The organism is Marivita sp., assembly GCF_965656765.1.
Classification (GTDB): Bacteria; Pseudomonadota; Alphaproteobacteria; order Rhodobacterales; family Rhodobacteraceae; genus Marivita.
Window position 1 is genome coordinate 33,604 of record NZ_CBFHLV010000014.1, and the last position, 22,271, is coordinate 55,874.

The 22,271-nt window shown below is 56.9% G+C and carries 20 protein-coding genes; 8 read left to right on the forward strand and 12 right to left on the reverse strand.

Annotated features, from left to right (window positions below; genetic code table 11):
• Position 1: 1 nt before the first annotated feature.
• From ACTG4M_RS06260 to ACTG4M_RS06290, 7 genes are all read right to left on the reverse strand, one after another.
• Entirely contained in the window at positions 2-1,426 is a 1,425-nt protein-coding gene (locus ACTG4M_RS06260) for an NAD-dependent succinate-semialdehyde dehydrogenase (protein ID WP_439122786.1), read from the reverse strand.
• Between the two features lie 17 nt (positions 1,427-1,443).
• Positions 1,444-2,736: a biotin/lipoyl-containing protein gene (locus ACTG4M_RS06265; protein WP_439122787.1), complete on the reverse strand. Its 1,293-nt coding sequence runs from the start codon at positions 2,734-2,736 to the stop codon at positions 1,444-1,446.
• Positions 2,726-3,721, reverse strand: a complete 996-nt coding sequence (locus tag ACTG4M_RS06270) for an alpha-ketoacid dehydrogenase subunit beta (RefSeq protein ID WP_439122788.1) — start codon at positions 3,719-3,721, stop codon at positions 2,726-2,728. Before ACTG4M_RS06270 ends, ACTG4M_RS06265 begins: the two co-directional genes overlap by 11 nt.
• A 12-nt stretch (positions 3,722-3,733) precedes the next feature.
• Complete coding sequence (locus ACTG4M_RS06275; RefSeq protein ID WP_439122789.1) at positions 3,734-4,711, reverse strand: thiamine pyrophosphate-dependent dehydrogenase E1 component subunit alpha; 978 nt, start codon at positions 4,709-4,711, stop codon at positions 3,734-3,736.
• Between the two features lie 90 nt (positions 4,712-4,801).
• Positions 4,802-6,100: a M24 family metallopeptidase gene (locus tag ACTG4M_RS06280; protein WP_439122790.1), complete on the reverse strand. Its 1,299-nt coding sequence runs from the start codon at positions 6,098-6,100 to the stop codon at positions 4,802-4,804.
• Positions 6,101-6,164: 64 nt separating this feature from the next.
• Positions 6,165-6,974, reverse strand: coding sequence for an SDR family NAD(P)-dependent oxidoreductase (locus ACTG4M_RS06285; RefSeq protein WP_439122791.1), 810 nt, complete (start codon positions 6,972-6,974; stop codon positions 6,165-6,167).
• A 10-nt stretch (positions 6,975-6,984) separates the two neighbouring features.
• Positions 6,985-8,703 carry an extracellular solute-binding protein gene (locus ACTG4M_RS06290; protein WP_439122792.1) on the reverse strand — a complete coding sequence of 573 codons (1,719 nt, stop codon included), beginning with the start codon at positions 8,701-8,703 and terminating at the stop codon, positions 6,985-6,987.
• Between the two features lie 315 nt (positions 8,704-9,018).
• On the opposite strand from ACTG4M_RS06290, the gene ACTG4M_RS06295 reads away from it, so the two are divergent.
• The 7 genes from ACTG4M_RS06295 (at position 9,019) to ACTG4M_RS06325 (ending at position 15,958) form a co-directional block, all read left to right on the forward strand.
• Positions 9,019-9,978, forward strand: a complete 960-nt coding sequence (locus ACTG4M_RS06295) for a sugar ABC transporter substrate-binding protein (RefSeq protein WP_439122793.1) — start codon at positions 9,019-9,021, stop codon at positions 9,976-9,978.
• Positions 9,979-10,058: 80 nt separating this feature from the next.
• Positions 10,059-10,856 carry an SDR family NAD(P)-dependent oxidoreductase gene (locus ACTG4M_RS06300; RefSeq protein WP_439122794.1) on the forward strand — a complete coding sequence of 266 codons (798 nt, stop codon included), beginning with the start codon at positions 10,059-10,061 and terminating at the stop codon, positions 10,854-10,856.
• A 34-nt stretch (positions 10,857-10,890) separates the two neighbouring features.
• The gene (locus ACTG4M_RS06305) at positions 10,891-11,865 is read left to right on the forward strand and encodes an ABC transporter permease (protein ID WP_439122795.1); all 975 of its coding nucleotides are present in this window, start codon (positions 10,891-10,893) and stop codon (positions 11,863-11,865) included.
• 11 nt (positions 11,866-11,876) lie between these two features.
• Positions 11,877-12,869: an ABC transporter permease gene (locus ACTG4M_RS06310; protein ID WP_439122796.1), complete on the forward strand. Its 993-nt coding sequence runs from the start codon at positions 11,877-11,879 to the stop codon at positions 12,867-12,869.
• Positions 12,866-14,377 carry a sugar ABC transporter ATP-binding protein gene (locus ACTG4M_RS06315; protein WP_439122797.1) on the forward strand — a complete coding sequence of 504 codons (1,512 nt, stop codon included), beginning with the start codon at positions 12,866-12,868 and terminating at the stop codon, positions 14,375-14,377. Before ACTG4M_RS06310 ends, ACTG4M_RS06315 begins: the two co-directional genes overlap by 4 nt.
• Position 14,378: 1 nt before the next feature.
• Positions 14,379-15,248: an NAD(P)-dependent oxidoreductase gene (locus ACTG4M_RS06320; protein ID WP_439122798.1), complete on the forward strand. Its 870-nt coding sequence runs from the start codon at positions 14,379-14,381 to the stop codon at positions 15,246-15,248.
• Positions 15,245-15,958, forward strand: coding sequence for a ThuA domain-containing protein (locus ACTG4M_RS06325; RefSeq protein WP_439122799.1), 714 nt, complete (start codon positions 15,245-15,247; stop codon positions 15,956-15,958). The genes ACTG4M_RS06320 and ACTG4M_RS06325 overlap by 4 nt, the downstream gene beginning before the upstream one ends.
• Before the next feature lie 49 nt (positions 15,959-16,007).
• Here the strand turns inward: ACTG4M_RS06325 and cynS are convergent, their stop codons facing one another.
• From cynS to ACTG4M_RS06350, 5 genes are read right to left on the reverse strand one after another with little or no spacing between them, the layout of a single operon-like run.
• Positions 16,008-16,478, reverse strand: coding sequence for a cyanase (gene cynS / locus ACTG4M_RS06330; protein WP_439122800.1), 471 nt, complete (start codon positions 16,476-16,478; stop codon positions 16,008-16,010).
• Between the two features lie 37 nt (positions 16,479-16,515).
• The gene (locus ACTG4M_RS06335) at positions 16,516-16,995 is read right to left on the reverse strand and encodes a DUF1348 family protein (RefSeq protein WP_439122801.1); all 480 of its coding nucleotides are present in this window, start codon (positions 16,993-16,995) and stop codon (positions 16,516-16,518) included.
• An 11-nt stretch (positions 16,996-17,006) separates the two neighbouring features.
• The gene (locus ACTG4M_RS06340; protein ID WP_439122802.1) at positions 17,007-17,915 is read right to left on the reverse strand and encodes an ABC transporter ATP-binding protein; all 909 of its coding nucleotides are present in this window, start codon (positions 17,913-17,915) and stop codon (positions 17,007-17,009) included.
• Between the two features lie 10 nt (positions 17,916-17,925).
• Positions 17,926-18,762: a nitrate ABC transporter permease gene (gene ntrB / locus ACTG4M_RS06345; protein WP_439122803.1), complete on the reverse strand. Its 837-nt coding sequence runs from the start codon at positions 18,760-18,762 to the stop codon at positions 17,926-17,928.
• A gap of 3 nt (positions 18,763-18,765) precedes the next feature.
• On the reverse strand, positions 18,766-20,160 hold the full coding sequence (locus ACTG4M_RS06350; RefSeq protein WP_439122804.1) for a CmpA/NrtA family ABC transporter substrate-binding protein: 1,395 nt from the start codon (positions 20,158-20,160) through the stop codon (positions 18,766-18,768).
• A gap of 216 nt (positions 20,161-20,376) precedes the next feature.
• Between ACTG4M_RS06350 and ACTG4M_RS06355 the strand changes: the two genes are divergently transcribed.
• A complete protein-coding gene (locus ACTG4M_RS06355) occupies positions 20,377-22,242 on the forward strand; it encodes a sigma 54-interacting transcriptional regulator (RefSeq protein ID WP_439122805.1) in 1,866 nt (621 codons plus the stop codon).
• Positions 22,243-22,271 lie beyond the last annotated feature (29 nt).

Here is a 22,271-nt window from a genome sequence, read left to right on the forward strand (position 1 = left end):
TTTACCAGCTTGCCGAGATGTATTGCGTTTCCATGAACTCGAGCATGCCTTCATGCCCGCCTTCGCGCCCAAGGCCCGATTGCTTAGTTCCACCAAAGGGTGCCGCCGGGTCGCTGACGAGGCCACGGTTCAATCCGACCATGCCATAATCCAGCCGTTCACAGACCTGAAGTGCGCGTTTGAAATCGGCGGAAAACACATAAGCGACAAGGCCATACTCGGTGTTGTTCGCGCGTTGGATGACCTCTTCCTGATCTTTGAATGTCTGGATCGCGGCAACGGGTCCAAAGATTTCGTCCTGCACACAATCGGCGTCCTCGGATACGTTCGACAGCACAGTCGGCGGATAGTAGAAACCTTTGCCTTCGGGCGTTGTTCCGCCGCATTCGACTTTGGCCCCTTTGGCAACGGCATCGGCAACGAATTCGGCTACCTTGTCGCGGGTATCGGCATTGACCAGAGGGCCGACATCAACACTAGGGTCAGTGCCGTTACCCACCTTGAGCGCAGACATCCGATCGGTCAGGCGTTTGGTGAACTCCTCCGCGATGCTCTCGTGCACATAGATGCGGTTGGCCGCTGTACAGGCTTCGCCGAGATTACGCATCTTTGCGAGCATCGTGCCTTCGATGGCAGTGTCCATATCGGCATCTTCCAGCACCACCACTGGCGCATTGCCTCCCAGCTCCATCGCAGGTTTCAGCACCTGATCGGCAGCCGATTTCAAAAGCTTACGCCCAACACCTGTTGAGCCGGTAAAGCTGACCACACGCACACGCGGATCGTGCAGCATATGATCCACCAGCGCGCCTGTCCTGCGCGAAGGCAGGACGTTGACCAGACCCGGTGGCACACCGGCCTCTTCCAGTAGCGGCATGAGGGCCAGCATGGTCAGCGGTGTTTCTGACGCGGGTTTGATGATCACACCGCAGCCTGCCGCAAGTGCAGGTGCGATTTTTCGCGTACCCATCGCGGCGGGATAGTTCCACGGGGTGACCAGCACGGCGAGCCCGGCGGGTTTGTGCTGCACCACGATGCGGGCACCTGAAGCGGGGGCATGGGTGATCAAGCCATCCGCCCGCACCGCCTCTTCCGCGAACCAGCGGAAAAATTCGGCGGCATAGGTGGCCTCGCCCTTGGCATCAGTTCCGGCTTTGCCGTTCTCCAAGGTGATCAGATGGGCAAAATGGTCCAGCCGCGCTGTCATCAATTCCCACGCCTTACGCAGCACTTCTGACCGTTCCCGAGGCGTCCGCGCGGCCCAGTCAGCCATTGCCTTTTCGGCTGCGTCCAGCGCTTTGTCGGCATCCGCAATATCTGCCGAGGCGACCGAGGCAATCACCTCTTCGGTGGCGGGGTTGATGACGTCAAAGCGGTCGGCTGTCTTGTGCCACCCGCCGTCAATGTAAAGGTCGGTAAAGTCCATGTCGGTCCCCAGAAAAGTCAAAGCAGGTGGCGGAGCGGTTGTTCCACCCGGCCTGCGAAATCGGTCAAAAGTTGGATCGCGGTGGGCGCATCCATGTGGTCAGCGGCGCAATTGAGAGTGAGCTTTAGCCCCTTTCGCCGTGTGGTGATCGTGACAACTAGCACTGCATCTGACCCCATATCCGCGCTACGGATTGTTGTGCCACGCAAGTCACGCAGGATAAGATCGGGTGCGTCTTCGGTTTCAGTCACAGCGGACAGGCTGTTGGTGTCTGCGACGGCATAGCTTTTCGATATGCCAAATCGCTCAACGGCCACACAGTTCGCGTTTGGCAATGCAGTTCCAACCAATCCGGCTAGTAGTGCATCGGCATCGGTTAACCCATGCGTGTCAGCCGCCCATTTGGTAAAATCGGGCAGAGCATCGCTGGAGACCTTAGCCACAAGGTGGTGCGACGCTCCAGCGGCTACCCCAGCAGGTTGCGCAGTCGTCTGCGGTAGTGCCTTGAGCACGTCGAGATCGCTGACGTGGTAGGGTTGTGGATGTCCAGCATCGACAAGGCGGGACAGGTCCAACCCCTGTTCAAGCGCAAGCCTGCGTACTTTTGGTGATGCGAGGATGCGCCCGTTGGTTGGCGCCGGTGCAGGTTTCTTGGGTGTTGGTTTTGGCGCTGTAGGTGTTGTCTTGACCGGTTCCGGGGCTGCAATAGAGGCGGCATCAATCGCACCAGATGCGACCGACCGCGAAATTGGCGCCTCGGGTTTTTTGGCACTGATGATGGCCACCGCGTTGCCAACCAGCACGCTTTCCCCAGCTTCGGCCAAGGTTGCGGCGAGGTAACCGTCGGTTCCGGCTTCTACCTCCATCGTGCTTTTGTCGGTTTCGACTTCAAACAAGACATCGTCCGCTTTGACCGCGTCGCCCGGTGCCTTTTGCCAGCTGACCAACAAGCCGCTGTCCTGTGCCATGCCAAGCTGTGGCATGGTCACTGATTTACCCTCAGGTAGTGTATCGGATGTGTCGTCTTGTGCGGCGGCGGAAGATGCGTCGGTTGCGGGGCTGTCGTCATCTGCACTTTCTGAGATGCGTGCGATCACAGCTCCGACTTTGACGTCCTCGCCCTCTGCCGCAGACACGCCGGTTAGAAAGCCGCTGGCCTGCGCCTCGACCTCCATCGTGGCCTTGTCGGTTTCCACCTCGAACAGGGCATCGCCCTTGGCCACCGGATCACCCGGAGCCTTGAGCCATGACACGATCTTGCCCGCATCCTGCGCCATGCCCAGTTGAGGCATTGTCACATCATGCGGCATGAATCATCTCCCCCGAACACAGCTTGCGCGCCATGTCGGCCACACGATCGGATGTCGGAACGGTGATGTCTTCCAGCGCCGGCGAAAACGGGATGGGCACATCCATCGCGCCCATACGCACCACCGGAGTGTCCAGATGGTAGAACGCCTTCTCGTTCAGGCGCGAGGCAATCTCGGACGTGATACCATAGCTTTGGTGGCCTTCGTCGATCACGATGGCGCGGCTGGTTTTCTTCACACTTTTGATCAGAGTCATTTCGTCCAGCGGCACGATGGTGCGCGGGTCGATGACCTCGGCCTCGATGCCCTCTTTCGACAGGATCGAAGCGGCTTCCTCGGCCACCTGAACCATTGATGAGGTAGCGATCAGGGTGATGTCGTTGCCTTCGCGCTTGATATGCGCCTCGCCGAAGGGGATCAGGTATTCCTCTTCCGGTACCGGAGCCTTGTCCTGATACATCAGTTTGTCTTCGAAGATCACAACCGGGTTGTTGTCGCGGATCGCGGTCTTCATCAGGCCCTTGGCCTCGTAGGCCGAGGATGGCATGGCGACCTTGAGGCCGGGGATATGTGCCACTAGCGCCTGCAACGATTGCGAGTGCTGCGCGGCAGAACGCCGGGTTGCGCCCATATTGGTGCGCAGGACCAGCGGCACGTTGAGTTTGCCACCGGACATATAGTGCGTTTTGGCAGCCTGATTGCAGAGCTGGTCCATGATCAGGAAGATGAAATCGCCGAACATGAGATCGACGATCGGGCGCGATCCGGTCATGGCCGCGCCTACCGCGATGCCCATGAATCCGGGTTCGGCAATGGGTGTGTCTATGACGCGTTCAGTGCCGAATTCCTCGACCAATCCGGACAACACCTTGAACGGTGTTCCAGCCTCGGCCACGTCTTCGCCCAACAGGAACACCGTGGGGTCGCGGCGCATTTCTTCGGCGATGGCCTCGTTGACGGCCTGGGACAGGGTGATCTCTCTCATGTCGGTCTCTCCTCAGTCCGCGTAGACATGCATGTCCACTTCGGACACGTCAGGATATTTGGCAGCCTCAGCATACGCGACTGCGTCGGTGGCATCTTTTTCGATCTCGGCATTCATTGCTTCGATCTCGTCTTCAGTGGCGATGCCTTCGGCCACCAGATAGGACCTGAAGCGGATGATCGGGTCGCGGTTTTCCTTCCAGTCTTTTTCTTCGTCCTTGGAACGGTAATACTCGCGATTGATGTCGCCGACGTGGTGACCGTGATAGCGGTAGGTCTCCAGTTCGATGAAGAATGGGCCTTCACCCTTGCGACAGCGCGCGACCAACTTTTGCGTCAACTCATTGACTGCCAGAACGTCCTGTCCATCGACCTTGAATGCCTCGATGCCGAACGCCTCAGCGCGGGCTGTGATGGACCCGGCAGCGATTTCTTCGGTCTTGGTGTATTCGGAGTAACCATTATTTTCGCAGGCATAGATTACCGGCAGGTTCCACAGTGCGGCCATGTTCATGACCTCATACAACAAGCCCTGCGCGGTGGCTCCATCGCCAAAGAAACACACGGTCACATCATCAGCACCTTGCAGTTTTGCTCGCAGCGCCGATCCGGTGGCAATGCCCATGGACCCACCGACGATGGCGTTTGCGCCAAGGTTGCCATGGCTTTGATCGGCGATGTGCATCGACCCACCTTTGCCGCGGCAATAGCCTTCTTCCTTGCCCAATAATTCGCAGAACATCTCTTTGAAGTTTGCGCCCTTGGCCACGCAATGCCCGTGGCCCCGGTGGGTCGATGTGATGCGGTCGTCATCGGTCAACGCCTCGCAGATCCCCACTGCCACGGCCTCTTCACCGGAATACATATGGGTGAGGCCCGGCATCTTTGCCGATAGGTAAAGCTGGTTTGCGTTGTCCTCGAAGGTGCGGATGCGCATCATCTGACGATACATGCGCAGATAGTCTTCGGTGTTTGTCTTGGCCTTGGCCATCGGTTCCCTCCCAAAGGGGGCAAGGGCGCGCGGCCCCTGCTTCATCTTGCCCAATAAACTCCCGCCGGAGGCGTCCCCCGGCGGGGCTGTTCAATACCGGTTGGCGATGGGTAGCTCTTCTGCGGGGAAGAGACTGATCACCTCGCATCCGGTTTCCGTCACCACGACCTCTTCTTCGATCCGCGCCGCAGAATAGCCATCTGTGGCCGGGCAATAGGTTTCGAGCGCGAACACCATGCCGGTCTGGATCTCCATCGGGTGATCGAGGCTGACCGCGCGGCTGATGATCGGACGTTCGTGCAGGGCAAGGCCCAAGCCGTGGCCGAATTGCAGACCGAAGGCCTGATCTTCGTTGTCGAACCCAAGCGATTGCGCGGTCGGCCAGACCTCGGCCACCTTGTCGGTGCTTACACCAGGCTTGATCATCGCAATCGACGCGTCGATCCATTCGCGGGCTTTCTTGTACGCATCATTCTGCGACGGCGTTGCACGGCCCACGTTGAACGTGCGGTAATAGCAGGTTCGGTAGCCCTGGTAGCTTTGCAGGATGTCAAAGAACGCCTGATCACCCGGACGGATCAGTCGGTCGGTAAAGTTGTGCGGGTGCGGGTTACAGCGTTCGCCGGAAATCGCGTTGATCGCCTCGACATCGTCCGAACCCATTTCGTAAAGCAGCTTGTTCGACATGGCGACGATATCGTTCTCGCGCACGCCGGGTTTCAGCTCTTCATAGATCATGTGGTAGACGCCATCGACCATCGCGGCAGCCTGGGTGAGCAACTGGATTTCGTCCCAGTTCTTGATCTCGCGCGCCGCCAGCATGATCTGCTGACCGTCGACGACATTGATGCCTTCAGCCTTCAGCGCGTGGAACATGGCGGTTTCCGCGTAGTCCACACCCACTGGCATATCGGCCATGCCGGCGTCTTTGATCAGCTGGGCGATCATCTTGGCATATTTCTGCATCAGGCCGAATTCAGGCGGAATCGTACCGCGCATGCCGACAACGCCGGCAAGGCAGTGATCCGGCTCCAGCCAGTCCGAGTGCCGCTTGTGGTGTACCGCAGCCGACCCGAAATCCCAGACATAAGGGCTGTCGTCGCCGGTCAGCAGGCAGAAGCGGCACATCTTGTCCCGTTCCCATTCGCCGATCTTGGTGGCTGTAACATAGCGGATGTTGTTCACGTCGAACAACAACAGCGATCCTGCTTGGGAGTTCTGCAAGGATTGTCGCGTGCGCGATAGGCGGTAGCGGCGCAAGCGGTCGTGATCGACGCGGCGTTCGAAATCGACAGAGGTGTGACCCCATGCAGGCAGGCGTTCCCGCCATTCCCAGTTGGGTTCAAGATCCTGCGGCGTCAGCAGGTTGGGCATGAGTGCGCGAGACATGAAAAGCTCCTTTCGGGTGCAGCAAAGCGCACCCGGTTTGTTCAAAAATCAGAGGGTTTACCGGTTACTTCGTGACCCAACCGCCATCGATGGAGATCATCTGGCCGGTCATGTAGTCGCTGTCGTTAGACGCGAGGAACGAGGCAGTGCCGGTGATATCATCCGGGTAGGAAACCCGCTTGATGACAAGATTGTTGGCGACGATGTCGTCATAGGCCTGACCTTCGCGTTCCTTGAACCCGATTTCGACAAGGTCTTTGTCCAATTGTTCCCAAAGCGGTGTCACGACGACGCCCGGTGCGTATCCGTTGACGGTGATGTTGTGCTCGGCCAAGCCAAGCGCGCCACACTCGGTCAGGGCAAGACATCCGTATTTCGATGTACAATAGACGGTCACATCCACCAGCGGTTTGCGCGACGCGATAGAGCCCACGTTGATCAGCTTGTAGGGATGATCCTCCATCGGACCCTGGGCAATCATCTGGCGGGCGGTTTCCTGCATGCCCAACCACATCGCCTTGGTGTTGACGTTCATGATCATGTCCCAGTTGTCTTCATCGATATCCATGAAGAACCGGGGCTTGTTCAGACCTGCGTTGAAAAGACCAACGTTGATCGACCCGAACGCTTCAACGGTTGCAGCTACGGCAGCGGCGTTGTCTTCGCGCTTGGTCACGTCCATCTTGACCGCAATTGCCTCGCCGTTGCCAGCAGCATTGATTGCATCGGCGACCTTCTGCGCTTCGGCGACGTCAAGATCGCCAAGGCACACATTTGCGCCTTGGGCAGCAAAGCTCTCAGCATTGGCTTGACCCATACCGCGTGCGGCACCGGTGATTAGGATATTCTTACCTTTGAGGCGATTGGGGTCCATGGTTTCCTCCCTAAGTGACCTGTTGTTTCATTATGTCTTCGGCGCGCGCCTGAGCCCGGTCGAGCGCCGCGCGCGGGGAGACGATCCCGCGCAGCATATCGTGAAGCTCGTGACCGCAGATGCGGATGATGTCCGAGATCTGCGGAACTGGCGGCCTTGGCCAAAACTGCAACTCGTCGCGCCAAGACATCTGGTCGACGAGTTCGAAAATCGGAGATAGGCGGCGCACCTCTGGGTCCGCGCCGACTGAATATCGGGGGGCGGTGCGACTGCCGCTCTGGGCATACAGCTTCTGTGCGCCGGGGGATGTGAAGGCGACCAGCGCTTCGATTGTGTCGCTCAGGCGATCTTCGGCAAGGTTCGACGGAATGCAAAACACATAGCCGCCGACGGGCGCGATCGGAGCACCTTCGGGGCCGTGCGGATGGGGCAAGTAGCCCGTGTTTCCATGGGCTGAGCAACTGTCGTCGAGTTCGAAATACGGGGCTAAAAGGGTATAGCCATAAGCCATTGCCACTTTGCCCGATGCATAGGGACGGACGCGTTCGTACCAAGACATCGATAGAATGTCGGGCGGCGAGAACTCCAACAACTGCATCAGGTAGTCCGCAGCGTCCAGTGCCCGATCCGTGTTGATCGTGGGATGGAAGGCGCGGTGCCCCAAGTGGTCGGCATCGTAGCCCCCGGCCATTTTCGGCAGATCGACGATGGGTTGCCCAAACGCGGCACAAGTCATCATGAAGGTATGGCCAAGAGCCGTACCGCGCGCCGCATTCCACGCAACGCCATAGCGTCCACGTCGCGGATCATGGAAATGTCTGGCGGCTTCGATAACCGCGTCGGTGGTGATCGGTGGCTCAAGGCCTTCGGCAGCGAACCAGTCCTTGCGGTAGAACATCAGCTCTGGGGTGGTCTGGCTGGGAACGCCATAGGGGCGTTCGTCCCAATGTGCTGCACGCCAGCCTGCTGTGTGGAAGTCTGCGGGATCAAGCCGCGAGATATCCATAACATCCGACAAAGGCCGGATCACACCTTTTTCAACGAACTCTCCCAGCCATGGCAGATCAACCGCGATCAGGTCATACCGACTTTTGCTGCGCTCGCTGTTGCGCAATGCTTCTTCGCGCAAACGATCAATCGAAAAGGCGCGTTGATGGATGTTTGTGCCGACAAGCTGTTCGAACTGCCGCTTGAGGTTGTCCATCACCATGAATGTTGGGTCGCCGTGCACCAGAATACGTAGACCACCCGACAGTTTGAGCGGCTGGGGAAGGGCGCTGGGTGGTACAATGGTCGCGCGGGTCGATTGATACGATCCACCGTAATAGTAATTCTCGTCTTCGTCCTTGTCGGGTTGGCCGCCAAAAGACGTCCGGGCCAGACGGTCGATACGGTCTGCCAATTGGCTGAACTGATCGAGCAATGCCGCGCTTGGATGCAGCGAAAAGCTTTTGCCACTTTTTGTGCGAGGCCGTTGTTCAAGAAGTCCGGTGTCTTTTAGTTCGGTCAGCTTGCGTGTGGCTGTCGCATAGGGCACTCCGGCTGCCGCCACGATGGACGACGGTGAAACAAGCCGCCCTTCAGAATGGCTTTGGAGCACATGCAAGATCATGTTCAGATGTGGATTGGGTGTATTGGGCTCAATCGACGTGTCCAGCTCAACGCAAAGTGATTTCAGAAACGTGACCACCCGTTCCAATTCTGGACCAGTCACCGGAGCGGACGACATGGCTGGCCGCGTTAACGGCACTTGTCCAAATTGGATGTTATTGGAAAGGGTTTCGTTCATTGTCTCTTTGTTAGGTGAAGCTGTGGAGCGGTTGCGCGAGTCGTTCATGACGTCACCCCCTGAAAATGTTCAAACTGACGAGTTTCGGATATCTGATAAAAATCCATAATGGATAAAAAAATATCCAAATTGAACAAAACAGTGCGTTTGTCGCGCAGGGAAATATCGCTGGATAAGAACAGATTGCACCGGGACGATGCCGGGCTGGGAGGACAGCTGCAATCGTGAGAACAACACCCTTAGGGAGGACGTAAAATGAAAAAGACACTTACGGCAGCATTGGTTGCTTCCACCGCAATAACGGGCGCGGCCTTGGCTGAATCGCATGGCGGCAAGATGACTATTGGCATCACGCAGAACAACGTCGGCGTCGATAGCTACCAGACAACATACGAAAAGGCGTTCATCGAAGCGACTGACGCCAACGATATGGTCGAAGCGGTTGTACTCGATGCGGGCGGTGATGTGGCGCGCCAGATTGCGCAGGTCGAGGACTTGATTCAGCAAGAGGTTGACGCGATCATCATCTGGCCGACAAACGGCGAAGCGGTGATCCCAGCAGTGCGCAAGGCGCACAGCGCAGGCATCCCTGTCATCGTGACAAACTCCAACATCGCCGAGCAAGGCTTTGACTTCGTCGCCAGCTTCTCGGGCCCGGACAACATCACTCAAGGTTCGCGCTCTGCCGAGATCATGTGTGACAAGTTCAAGGACATGGGCATCGAAGACGAAGCGCGCGTCGTGCAAATCTCGGGTCAGCCAGGCTACACCACCGCGATTGAGCGTCAGAAGGGTTTTGACGATCGTCTGCCCGAAGTATGCCCGAACGTGACACTGGTCGAAACGCAGCCCGGTGATTGGAACCGTGAAAAGTCGCAGCAGGTCATGGAGGCGTTCCTTGTCAAGTATGACGACATCGACGGCGTTTATTCCGGCGACGACAACATGGGCGTTGGCGCACTGAACGCGGCCAAGGCTGCTGGCCGCGAAGGCATCATCTTTGTTGGTGCGACTAACTTTGCTGTTGGCTACGAAGCGATGGCGGCTGGCGAATACTGGGGCTCGATCTATCAGTCCCCAGTCGATGACGCCGAAGCGGCTTTGAAGACTGCGATTGACGTTCTTAATGGCGAAGAAGTCCCGTTCCTTAACTACTTCGACACGCCGAAGATCACACAAGACAACATGGGCGATTATACAAAACCCGTCTTCTGATCTCCTCCCTGAATGCGCGGGGCGGCACGCCCGCCTCGCGTGTTTGGAATTTCACCAACAATAAGAAACGGATGGACGGGATGACAGGAGTCTCGGGGCGGTCATGTATTGTGACTGGCGCTGCGCAGGGGATAGGCCGTGCAATCGGTGAGGCGCTTCTGGCTGACGGCGCAAACGTTTGTTTTGCCGACATAAATGCTGACAAAGTCGCAGAAGTTGCAGACGCAAACGCAAGCCGGGCAGCTAATGTCGGATGTAAAGTCTCTCACGCAGCGGTCGATGTAACGGACCGCGAACAGGTCAAAGCAATGATTGCCCGTGCCGTGGAAGCCTTTGGTCGGTTAGACGTCAAATTCAACAATGCGGGCGTCAACAAGCCGATGAACTTCCTCGACGTGACCGAGGATAACTGGAATTTCATCATGGGTATCAACGGTCTTGGCTGCATGATCGGTATGCAAGAGGCCGCCCATCAAATGATCGCACAAGGTGGTGGCGGCAAGATCATCAACACCGCCAGTATCGCCAGCCGTCAGGGCTTTGATAATGTAGCACCGTATTGTGCGAGCAAATGGGCTGTCGTATCGCTAACGCAGTCAGGTGCGCGTGACTTAGCGAAGCATAATATTACCGTCACGGGGTTCGCACCCGGTGTGGTGGCGACGGAAATGTGGGAACAGGTCGATCAAGACCTTATGGCTATTGGTGCTGCAGAGCGTCCGGGGCAGGCCATGGAAGAGTTCTCGTCAGAAATACTGAAAGGGCGTGTTGCCCGCCCCGAAGACATCACCGGAACCACGACGTTTCTGGCCTCAAAGGCCAGTGATTACATGACCGGGCAGATTGTGATGATCGACGGGGGAATGACTTTGGTGTGACGGCAGCGAAAGCCAGCACCTTTGGGAGGAAAACATGGCAGAACTGACGAAACAGGGCATCGGGAGATTCCTTGCCAAACAAGGCATCCTGATTGCGTTTGCAGTGTTTATGATCGGTTTTGCGCTGGCAAATCAGCGCTTTATCGCACTTGATAACATCTCTGGTGTCATTCGGTCATCTGCCATTCTGGGCGTGATGGCCCTTGGTGTTACCTTCGTTGTGATTGGTGGCAATCTTGATCTGTCGGTCGGGTCGATGATGTCATTCTCAACAATTGTGGTGCTCGACCTTCATGACAAAATCGGTCCGGCCCTTGCCATTCCAGCGATGTTCGGCCTGACCCTCGCGCTTGGAGCGTTCATTGGCTTTTTGGTGGGGTATCTCAAACTGAATTCATTGATCGTCACGCTGGGTATGTTGTCTGCGATACATGGTCTGACCCTCACATGGTCGGGCGGTAAGAACATGGATATCGCCGACAAAGAAGGCACTTGGTTTGCCGTCTTCGGTCAAGGCAGTGTCGCTGGTGTGCCTGTGCCGATCCTGATCTTTGCGGCTTTGGCCATCGTTCTCAGTCTCATATTAGCGAAAACGCCATTCGGTCGAAAGGTGTATGCGGTCGGCGGCAACGGTAAAGCGGCGACATTTTCAGGTATCCCGCGCGCGAGGATCGTTTTTTTGACCTACCTGATTTCGGCATTCTGTGTTGCATGTGCTGGTCTTTTGCAGGCCAGCCGCAGCTTGGGCAGCCAGAATACGGTCGGCCAAGGGCTAGAGCTTGAGGTCTTGGCCGCGGTCATTCTTGGTGGTGCATCCCTTCTCGGTGGCTCTGGCACGATCTTTAAAACAGTGATTGGCGTATTGATCCTTGGCTTTATCCAAAATGGACTGCTTTTGGTCGGCTTGGAATTCTACGTTCAGTATGTCGTCACGTGGGTGATCATCATTCTGGCCGTCTGGCTGGATATCGCGGCCAAACGAGGCCGGCTCTGGTCTCAGGTCGCTTGAGGAGAAAAGTGATGAACAAGGAAACCCTTCTCAAGCAAGGCGCAATCTGGGCCTTTATCGTGGTCGAATTGATCTTCTTTTCGGTTGCCGGATCGTACCTTTCGGTCTCTGACAGCGCGTTCATGGATTTTGACAATATGTTGCTTTTGCTAAAACAATCAGCACCGATCGGGATCATCGCGCTTGGAATGACGATCATCATGATCAACGGCAATATCGACCTGTCCGTCGGGGCGACCTATGCGCTCTCGGCAATTATCCTGCTCGATAGCATGACATGGCCATTCATGCAGGGGCTAGGCGATTGGGCCATTCCTTTGGCATGGGTCTTTGCATTGCTCACGGGCACGATTTTGGGGGCGATCAACGGCCTAATTGTCTGGAAAACCGGTGTCGACGCTTTCATCGTCACGCTGGGATCAATGCTCGGCTATCGCGGTCTGGTGTTTATGTATAACGGTGAGCAACCCACCAGTCACTTGAACTGGACTCTAGTAGATTTCGCCGAAGCGCAGTTTCTTGGTCTGCACACTGCGACGTGGTTCCTGCTGGGGGCAGCGCTGATCCTGTGGCTTGTGATGACCAAGACAGTACACGGCCGTAACGCTTATGCCATTGGTAACAACCGCGAAGCAGCCGTGAACGCTGGTATCCGCGTCGGCCCGCATTTCCTGTGGAATTTCATGCTGATCGGCTTTCTCGCGTCCTTGTCTGCGGTGGTGTTCTACTCGGAATCCGGCTCGGTGAACCCGAATGACGGTATGCTCTATGAACTCTGGGCGATCACGGCGGTTGTGCTGGGTGGAACCAAGCTCACCGGCGGCTACGGCTCGATCATTTCCACCCTCGGCGGCGTCATCGCGATCCAGCTTTTGCGCAAAGGGCTAGGCCATATCGGGGCCGACACGGAAACCGTGAACCTTGTCATCGGTCTCATTCTGATCGCCGTTCTGTTTCTGGACCGCCAGCTGAACCGCAAGGGCAAAGAGGAGTTGAAGACATGACCGATCAAACCCCGGTTCTGCGGCTTGAAGATATCGTCAAGACTTTTCCCGGAGTCCGGGCTTTGGATGGTGTGTCCTTCAGCGTCCTGCCCGGTGAGGTGCATGCGCTGATGGGCGAAAACGGCGCAGGCAAATCGACCCTGATGAAAGTTCTGGGTGGCATCCTGCAGCCGAACGAAGGCCGCATCTTTATCGAAGAAGAACCCACGGTGATGACCACGCCGGTTCAGGCCAAGGCCAAGGGAGTGGTGTTCATCCACCAAGAACTTAGCCTTGCCGATGAATTGACTGTCGCGGAAAACATCTGGCTTGGGGAACTTCCTCTCAAATCGTTTGGTCGGGTCAATTGGTCCAAGCTTTACGACGACACGAATGAGATCCTGAAGCAGCTGAATGTCGGGTTCGACGCGAAAACCCGGGTCGGCGATCTTTCTATTGCCAACCAGCAAATGGTCGAGATTGCCCGCGCGTTGACGGTTGATCCCAAGGCGGTGATCTTTGACGAGCCGACAGCGTCTCTTACGGATGCGGAAAAAGTGGTGCTCTTTGACGTAATCTCGGACCTGCAGGCCAAGGGCGTCGGGATCATCTATATTTCGCACCGCATGGAAGAGATCTTCAAGATCACCGATCGGATCAGCGTTTTGCGGGATGGTCAGTATCGCGGAACCTTAAACACCCGCGAAACCAACGAAGACGAGGTCACCCAACTGATGATCGGGCGCAGCCTTGATCTGTCGCGCAATGCATCGCACCACGACATGGGCGATGTCGCGCTTGAGGTGCGTGGGCTGAGCTGCGGCAAGCTCTATCAGGACGTCAGTTTCTCGGTCCGCAAGGGCGAAGTCCTGGGCTTTTATGGATTGGTCGGCGCAGGTCGGACAGAGATTGCCGAGACCATCTTTGGTTTGCGCGACCCGTCGTCCGGCCAAATTCTGCTCAACGGGGATGAGGTGCATATCAAATCGCCGATTGATGCCATCGCCAAAGGTATTTCTCTGGTCCCCGAAGACCGCAAAGGCCAGGGGCTTGTTTTGGGCATGAACTGCCGGGACAACATGACCTTGCCGCAGGTCGATGATCTCACTGCCGGGCCGTTTGTCAGCGATGGCGCAGAAATTGCCATCTTCGACCAATACCGAGACAAGCTTGACATTCGCACGCCGGGTTGGCGTCAGACGGTTGGCAACCTGTCGGGCGGAAACCAACAGAAGATCGTTATCGGCAAATGGCTATCGATGCGTCCCGAGGTGTTGATCGTGGATGAACCCACGCGCGGCATCGACGTTGGATCGAAATCCGAGATCCACAACTTGATCCGTGATTTGGCTGCGCAGGGCTTTGCGGTGATCGTCATCAGTTCGGAAATGCCCGAAGTGCTGCATGTCTCTGACAGGATCGTGGCGATGTATTCCGGCAAGGTGATGCGCGAATTCACATCGGAAGAAGTGACCGAAGACAGCCTGATCCAAGCCATTTCGGGGATCACCAGCGACAAAGTCGCCTGATATGCGCGTCGGATTTGCCGGGCTTGGACGTATGGGCACGCATATGGCAGCAAACCTTGTGGCTGCGGGTCACGAGGTCACTGTCTGGAACCGCACCTTGGGAAAAGCGCAGGCCTTGGCCGATCGAAAAGGGTGCGCAATCGCGCAGACCCCGGCCGAGCTGGCCAATGTGTCCGAAATTGTTTTGACCATGCTGGCTGATGACCGGTCGTCAGAGACGGTTCATCTGGGTGCTGACGGGTTATTCGCCGGACAGGGCGCGCATGTCTTTGTGGAAATGGGCACGATGTCGCCCGACCATATCCATGCTCTGGCCAAGGCTTGCCCAAAGGGCTGCACCGTAATCGATGCGCCGGTTTCCGGCGCAACCCAAGCAGCGGCCGATGCGCAACTGCTGATCATGGCAGGGTGCTCTCAAGGTACCGCTGCTTGGCTAAAGCCCGTCTTTGAGGCATTGGGCCGAAAGACGATCTGCCTTGGTCAAACAGGCGCGGGGGCGGTGATGAAGCTGGCGGTCAATTCCCTGATCCACGGGCTGAACCAAACGCTTGCCGAGGCTCTGACCCTATCAGAGGCGGCGGGCATCGCTCCCGAGGCGGCATTCGAGGTGATTGAAAACAGTGCCGCCGCAGCGCCGATGCTGTCGTACCGCAAGCCGCTTTATCTGAACGAAGCCGGCCATGACGTGACTTTCACGGTCGCATTGGCTCGCAAGGACATGGAGGTCACGTCGGCACTGGCCGATGCGCTTGGCACCGCGATGCCGCAAGGGGCGGTCACGCTCGACACTCTCCTTCGCGCAGAAGATGCCGGTTTCGGCGCGCGCGACATGGCGGCGATGGTGAATTTCATGCGAAAGGAAAACGAATGAAAGCGGCATTATTTGTTGGTGGTTGGGAAGGCCACACACCTACGCATTTTGCCGATTGGTACAAAGACCTGTTGCAAAGCAGCGGGTTCGAGGTCGATGTTTACGACACACTTGAACCTCTGGAACGCCCCGACGATTTGTCTGATCTCGACCTGATCACGCCGATCTGGTCGTCGGCTCGGTCAGGCCACCAAGTAGAGTTCGGCAACATGACTAAGTCGCAGGAAGACGGCCTGCTAACGCTGATCGGAAATGGCTGCGGTCTGGCAGGGTGGCACGGGCATATGGGCGACGCGTTCCGCGACCGGCCAACCTATCACTTTTTGATTGGGGGGCAGTTCGTGGCGCATCCACCCGGCTGGCCCGACAACCTTCAACCCAAAGAAGATTACATTGATTACGATGTGACTATCTGCCAGCCGGATCACCCCTTGGTCAAAGGCATCCGCAGTTTCCGGATCACGTCAGAGCAGTATTACATGCTAACCGACCCGTCTAACAACGTACTGGCGACAACGACATTCTCGGGCGATCATCTTTGGTGGATCGAAGGCACGGTGATTCCGGTCACTTGGACAAGGCGCTGGGATAAAGGGCGGGTGTTCTATTGTTCAATCGGCCATGAACTGGACGATCTGAAAGTGCCGCAAGTCACCGAAATGATCCGGCGTGGTGCGATCTGGGCCGCCGAAGGCAAAGCGGTCGCATAATCTGATAAGGTGCCGCCCGACCGCAACCAGTCGGGCAGCGCAACCTGACTTACCAGGAATTATAAGCCAGGTATTTACCGGACATCTCAAGCTTAACCCGGTCACCTTTTTCGTGCGGGACGCGGATGACTTGCATGTCAAAGTCGATGGCCGACATGATACCAGTGCCAAATTTTTCTTCGATCAGCGCCTTTATGGTTGGGCCATAGACACCGACGATTTCATATAAACGATAGATGCAGGGATCGGTCGGAACCGACTGCTCCCAGACCTTGGTGGGCGGTTCTTCCAACACACCAGCGGCTTCTTGCGGCAAGCCCATAACCGACACCAGCGCTTCAGCTTTTTCCTTTGGGAAGGCGTTCATGCCCATGCAGGCGGAATGCGTCCAGACCGGAGACATGTCGATCTTCTCGGCGATGCCCTCCCATGTCATGCCTGCCTGCTTTTTGGCGGACAGGATCATCATCGTCACGTCTTCTTTGGTCATCATGACTGGCACCTCGTAATTGTCTTTCATTGGGTTTCCTCCTGGGTCGAATAGTGAAAATTGCGTGTCAAAGCCGAAGCTTGGTCAGGCCGGGGTGGTCATCGGGGCGTCGGCCCTGCGGCCAGTGAAACAGGCGTTCGGCGTCGGCAATCGGCACGTCATTGATTGAAGCATGACGCACGGCCATGTAGCCGTTTGCATCAAACGCCCAGTTTTCGTTGCCATGGGCGCGGAACCACTGGCCGTCTTCGTCGTGCCACTCGTAACAAAAACGCACAGCGATCCGGTTGCCCGCATGTGCCCAGATTTCCTTGATCAGGCGATAGCCGTTTTCCTTGGCCCATTTGTCGGTCAGGAACGCCTGCACCTCGGTGCGGCCATTCAAGAACGTGTCGCGGTTTCGCCAACGTGTATCCGGAGTATAAGCCATAGCCACCTTGGCCGGATCACGGCTGTTCCAGGCATCTTCGGCCATCCGCACCTTTTGCACCGCGTCTTCGAACGAAAACGGGGGCAGGGGCGCACGTGGAGCAGTTTGCAGGGTCATGCCAATCCCGATCAGTCATTTACCGCCCGCAAGGGCGGAGGGGCGCTGTCTTCTTCGGCGGCGTCTTGAGGTGTCAGGTCGATCCGCACAGTCTCGGGCGATTGGTCTGCACCGCCGCCCTGTTGACCAGCCAGTTCTTTCGACCGCTGTCCAAGAAAGTGCACCAGATGGTTGCGGATTGCGTAGTAGTTCGGATGCTCGACAATCTCGGTCCGGCTGCGCGGACGGGGAATGGTGATTTCGACCGACTCGGCTACCCGCGCATAAGGACCGTTGGTCATCAGCAAAATGCGGTCGGCAAGTAGGATCGCTTCGTCAATGTCGTGGGTGATCATGAATACGGTTTGTTCAGTGCCACTCCAGACTTTGAGGAGCTCTTCTTGGATTGTACCGCGCGTTAGCGCATCCAGAGCGCCAAAGGGTTCATCAAGTAACAACAGCTTGGGCTGGTTCGCAAAGGCGCGCGCAATCGACACACGCTGCCGCATCCCGCCGGACAACTGGCTGGGCTTGCGATGCACCACATCGCCTTCAAGGCCAACCTTGGCAAGAAAATCGCGGGCATGCGCCTCGACTTTGTCGGCGGACCAGTCGGGATACCGCGCCTTGACGCCAAACGTGACGTTCTTGAGCGCCGACAGCCACGGCAGCAGGGAATAGTTCTGGAACACGACACCGCGATCCAGCGACGGGCCTGACACCTCGAACCCGTCCATCTTGACCACACCCGATCTCGGATCGGAGAGACCGGCAAGGATGTTCATGATCGTGGATTTGCCACAGCCGGAATGGCCAAGAATACAAACAAACTCTCCCTTTTCGATGCCGAAACTGGCGTTTTCAAAGACGGTCAGGGTGCCTCCCTGACCATCCGGGTATTGCTGCGTCAGGCGCTCGATGCTGAGAAATGGTTTGGACATGAAAGCCTCCTTATTCTGCGTAGGCGACTGCGCGCTGCAGGACGCCAAAGGCGGAATCCAGCAACATGCCAACAACGCCGATCATGAGGATTGAAAAGATGACCGAAGTCAGGTCGAGGTTGTTCCACTCGTTCCAGACGTAATAGCCGATCCCGGTACCCCCAACGAGCATCTCTGCCGCAACGATGACGAGCCAAGCGATGCCGATCGAAATCCGCATGCCGGTCACAATGGTGGGTGCAGCGGCGGGAAGGATCACCGTAAAGGCGGTTTTGAGCGGCCCCAGTTCATGCGTGCGGGCAACGTTGACCCAATCTTCGCGCACGCCAGCCACGCCAAATGCCGTGTTCAGCAGCATGGGCCAGATCGAACAGACGAAGATCACGAAAATCGCCGAAGCCTCAGAATCTTGAATGATGAACAGCGCAAGCGGCATCCATGCCAGTGGCGAGATAGGGCGCAGCACCTGAATGAAAGGGTTGAACGCTTTGTAGGAGATCTGGCTCATTCCGATCAGGAACCCAAGTGGAATGGCGACCAGTGCTGCCAGAAAATAACCGGCGAGAACGCGATAGATCGAATAACCGATCTGTATGCCGATGCCCTTGTCATTCGGACCTGCATCATAGAACGGGTTCGACAATTCCTCCCACGCTTTGGCGATAACCTGGCTGGGCGGCGGTACACCTGCTTTTTGTGCGCCACCACCAGTGAGGCGTTCATACTCTGTCAGCTCGCCAACTGCTTTTTGCGCCGGAATGGCGGCCTCCCAAATCAGGAGGCCGACCACCAGCATTACAATCGACAAGATCGCGGCGCGCTTGTTGACCGAAAGGTTGTCCAACATGGATCAACCCTTTCCGATCGGGAAGCTTGAGACATACGCTTCGGGCTCTGCCGGATCGAATGTCTTGCCCATGATCGTATGGGATTTGTAAGTGATATCTGGCGCATCGTAGCCCAGATCGTTCATCACCTTCTTGGCATCTGCGGCCAAATAGACCTGCTCGGCCACGCCACGGTAATCGACATCACCTTCGATATAGCCCCAACGCTTCATCTGGGTCAGGATCCAGACCCCCATCGAGTGCCATGGGAACGGGTCAAAATCGATCCTGTCGGGCACTTGCTGCACCTCACCCAAACCGTCGGCAAAGGTTCCAGTCAGAACCTGCTCGATCACTGGCACTGGCTGGTTCAGGTAATTGGTCGGCGCAATCGCAGCGGAAATTTCTTTGCGGTTGTCCGGGTTTGACGCATATTGCGTCGCGTCGATGATCGACTTGAGCAAAGCGCCGTAAGTGTTTGGCAGCTCTGTTGCAAAGGAGAGCGGTGCGGCAAAGGCACAGCACGGGTGACCTTCCCAGATGTCCTTAGTCAACATGTGGATAAAGCCGATGCCTTCCCAAACCGCACGCTGGTTGAACGGGTCGGGGCTCAGATAGCCGTCAAGGTTACCCGCGCGCAGGTTCGCGACCATCTCAGGCGGCGGAACCACACGGATCTGGATGTCCACATCCGGGTCCAGACCGAACTCAGCCACGTAATAGCGCAGCAGGAAGTTGTGCATCGAATATTCAAACGGCACACCAAAGGTGAAGCCTTTCCACTGCTTCGGATCGCGCTTGTCGAGGTGTTCGTTCGATAGCACGATTGCCTGACCATTAATGTTTTCGACGGCTGGCATGATGTACGGCTCGGCCACAGAACCAGCGCCCAGGGTCATTGCCAACGGCATTGGTGTCAGCATGTGCGATGCGTCGTATTCACCCGACAGTGACTTGTCGCGCGCCACGGCCCAGCCAGCTGTTTTGATGACCTGCGCATTCAGACCGTACCGTTCGTAAAAGCCCAGCGGCTGCGCCATGATGATAGGCGTCGCACACGTGATCGGAACGAACCCGATGTTAAGGTCTGTTTTTTCGGGTGGTCCGAGATTGTCGAGGATCGCGGCTTTGGCTTCGTTGATCGGAAAGACCGACGCCAGCGCGGCCGCAACGGTGCTTCCGCCGAGCATGCCCATAAATGACCGACGGCCAATATCGCTTTGGCCAAAGACCGACCGGACAATTGCGCTTTCGACCGCGCGTTCCATCATCTGTTCTGAGGACATTTGGGTCGGATCGACCTCTTTGGCGCTGTGTGTATGAGCGTGGCCGGAGGCACAGCTGTCGCAGCCGCAATCGGCACCGTGACGCAGGTCTGTATCTCCGGAAAACGGGTTTCCAAGGCTTTTGATTGTCATCTGCATTCCCCTGTGTGGTGGATTGTTTTTGGTAGTTGCGCTCAGTTTGGCAGCAGGTATGGGCCTAAAGAAGTGACCGCCTAACATTTGGTCGAATTGAAAAAATACATTGTTTTCAGTGAGGTGTGGGCGTCGCATGAGTAGTGGTATTTACGAAATTTCATAATTTACGAAATTTCGTTAGACTATTCTGCGATGCAGCAGCAGCATGGGGCCATGCTCATTGATCGACCCAAATCTGATTCCCTTCTTGCGGCCTTTCCCGATGCGGCCTTGCTCTTGGACACGACCCAAGACCGGATCCTTGCGCTAAATGCTCCGGCGGCTGATTTGTTCGAGCTTGCCCCCTCGGACGACACGATTTTGCGGTTCTCGACTTTCCTTGGCGCGGCACTGGCAAAGTTCGTTGTGTTTGTGGGCGAGGTTGATCACCGTGGTGAATGCTGGACGCGCGAGGTGCCATTGATCACCGCAGGTGGTGACCCATTGCGGTGTGAAATTCGTGCACGTGGTGTACCGGACCAACCTGGGTGCCTCTTGCTCACCTTTACGGATTTGGATGCTTTCGACAAACGCACGCAGATAGCGGAAACTGCCGAATTGCATCGCGCCGGCTTGTTGGAATGGAAACGCGCAGAGACCTTTTTTGCCGAACTGGAACGGCAGAACCAGCTAATCCTGAACGCAGCGGGCGAAGGCATCTATGGCGTCAACGCAGATGGCAAGACCACCTTTGTGAACCGCGCTGCACAGGAAATGCTGGGATGGACCACACAGGATTTGCTGGGCAAAGACATTCATTCCATGATCCATCATCATCACCTGAACGGTGACGTTTACCCATCACAGGAATGCCCGATCTATCGGTCGTTTCGATTTGAACAGGTTCACCGCATTGAGGACGAGGTGTTCTGGCGCAAAGATGGCAAGCCCATTCGCGTCGAATACGTGTCCACACCGATCTATGATCAAAAGGTGCTCGCGGGGGCTGTTGTGATCTTCCGCGACATCACCGAACGAAAGGAAAGCGAACGCAAGCTTCGCGAGGCGCTGGATGAGGTCGCGGCATTACGAGACCGGCTGGAGGAGGAAAACGAGTACCTGCAAGAGGCGATCAGTTCAGAGCGGGCGCATCACGATATCATCGGGAGCTCCCCCGCTGTGCGCCAGATCGTGACCCGCATCGACCTGGTGGCAAGCACAGATGCAACTGTGCTGATCACGGGAGAAGCAGGTACAGGTAAGGCGCTTGTCGCGACCGAGATCCACAAGGCCAGCCCAAGGTCACGGCGTCCGTTGATCCACTTCAAATGCGGGTCCGTTGCCCCAGAAGACGTAGAGGCAGAGTTGTTTGGGCATGTCCGTGGCGCCGGGCCAAATGCAACACGTGACAAGCCGGGCAAGCTTGAACTGGCACATGGCGGATCGCTGTTTCTGGATGATGTCGAAGAGCTGCCCTTTGAAATTCAGGGCAAATTGTTGCACGCCTTGCAAAAAAGCGCGGTCACCCGGGTTGGGGACACGCGCGAAAAGCCGTTGGACATTCGTGTGATCGCCGCAACGACACAAGCGCCGACCGACAGCCGCTCGGGAAATCGGATCCGCGAAGACCTGGATTTGTTTCTCAACGTGTTCCCGATCACTTGTCTGCCGCTGAGGGACCGGCTTGAAGACATTCCACTGCTCGCCGCGCATTTGCTAAAACTGGCCTGTCGCCGCCATAGCCGCCCGGTTCCGGTTCTGACCGAACGTGTGGTTCAGCAGATGCAAGCGTATCACTGGCCCGGCAACGTGCGCGAATTGCACAACGTCATCGAACGCGCTGCCATCGTGTCGCGTGATCGTAAGCTGGTTCTGGAACTGGGCGGAGGAGGGCGGGTTGCCTCACCGGCCAATGCGTCGGTCAAAACCGAAGCAGAAATGCAAGAAGCTATGCGCCGCAACATTATTGCCGCCTTGCATGAAACTGGCGGGCGGGTGTCCGGCGCATCCGGGGCTGCCGCGCTTTTGGATATTCAGCCGACCACGCTGTATTCGCGGATCAAGACGCTCAAGATCGACAAGGATGCGATCAAGTCCTGACTGTGTATTGCGATTTGTCAGAACAAAGT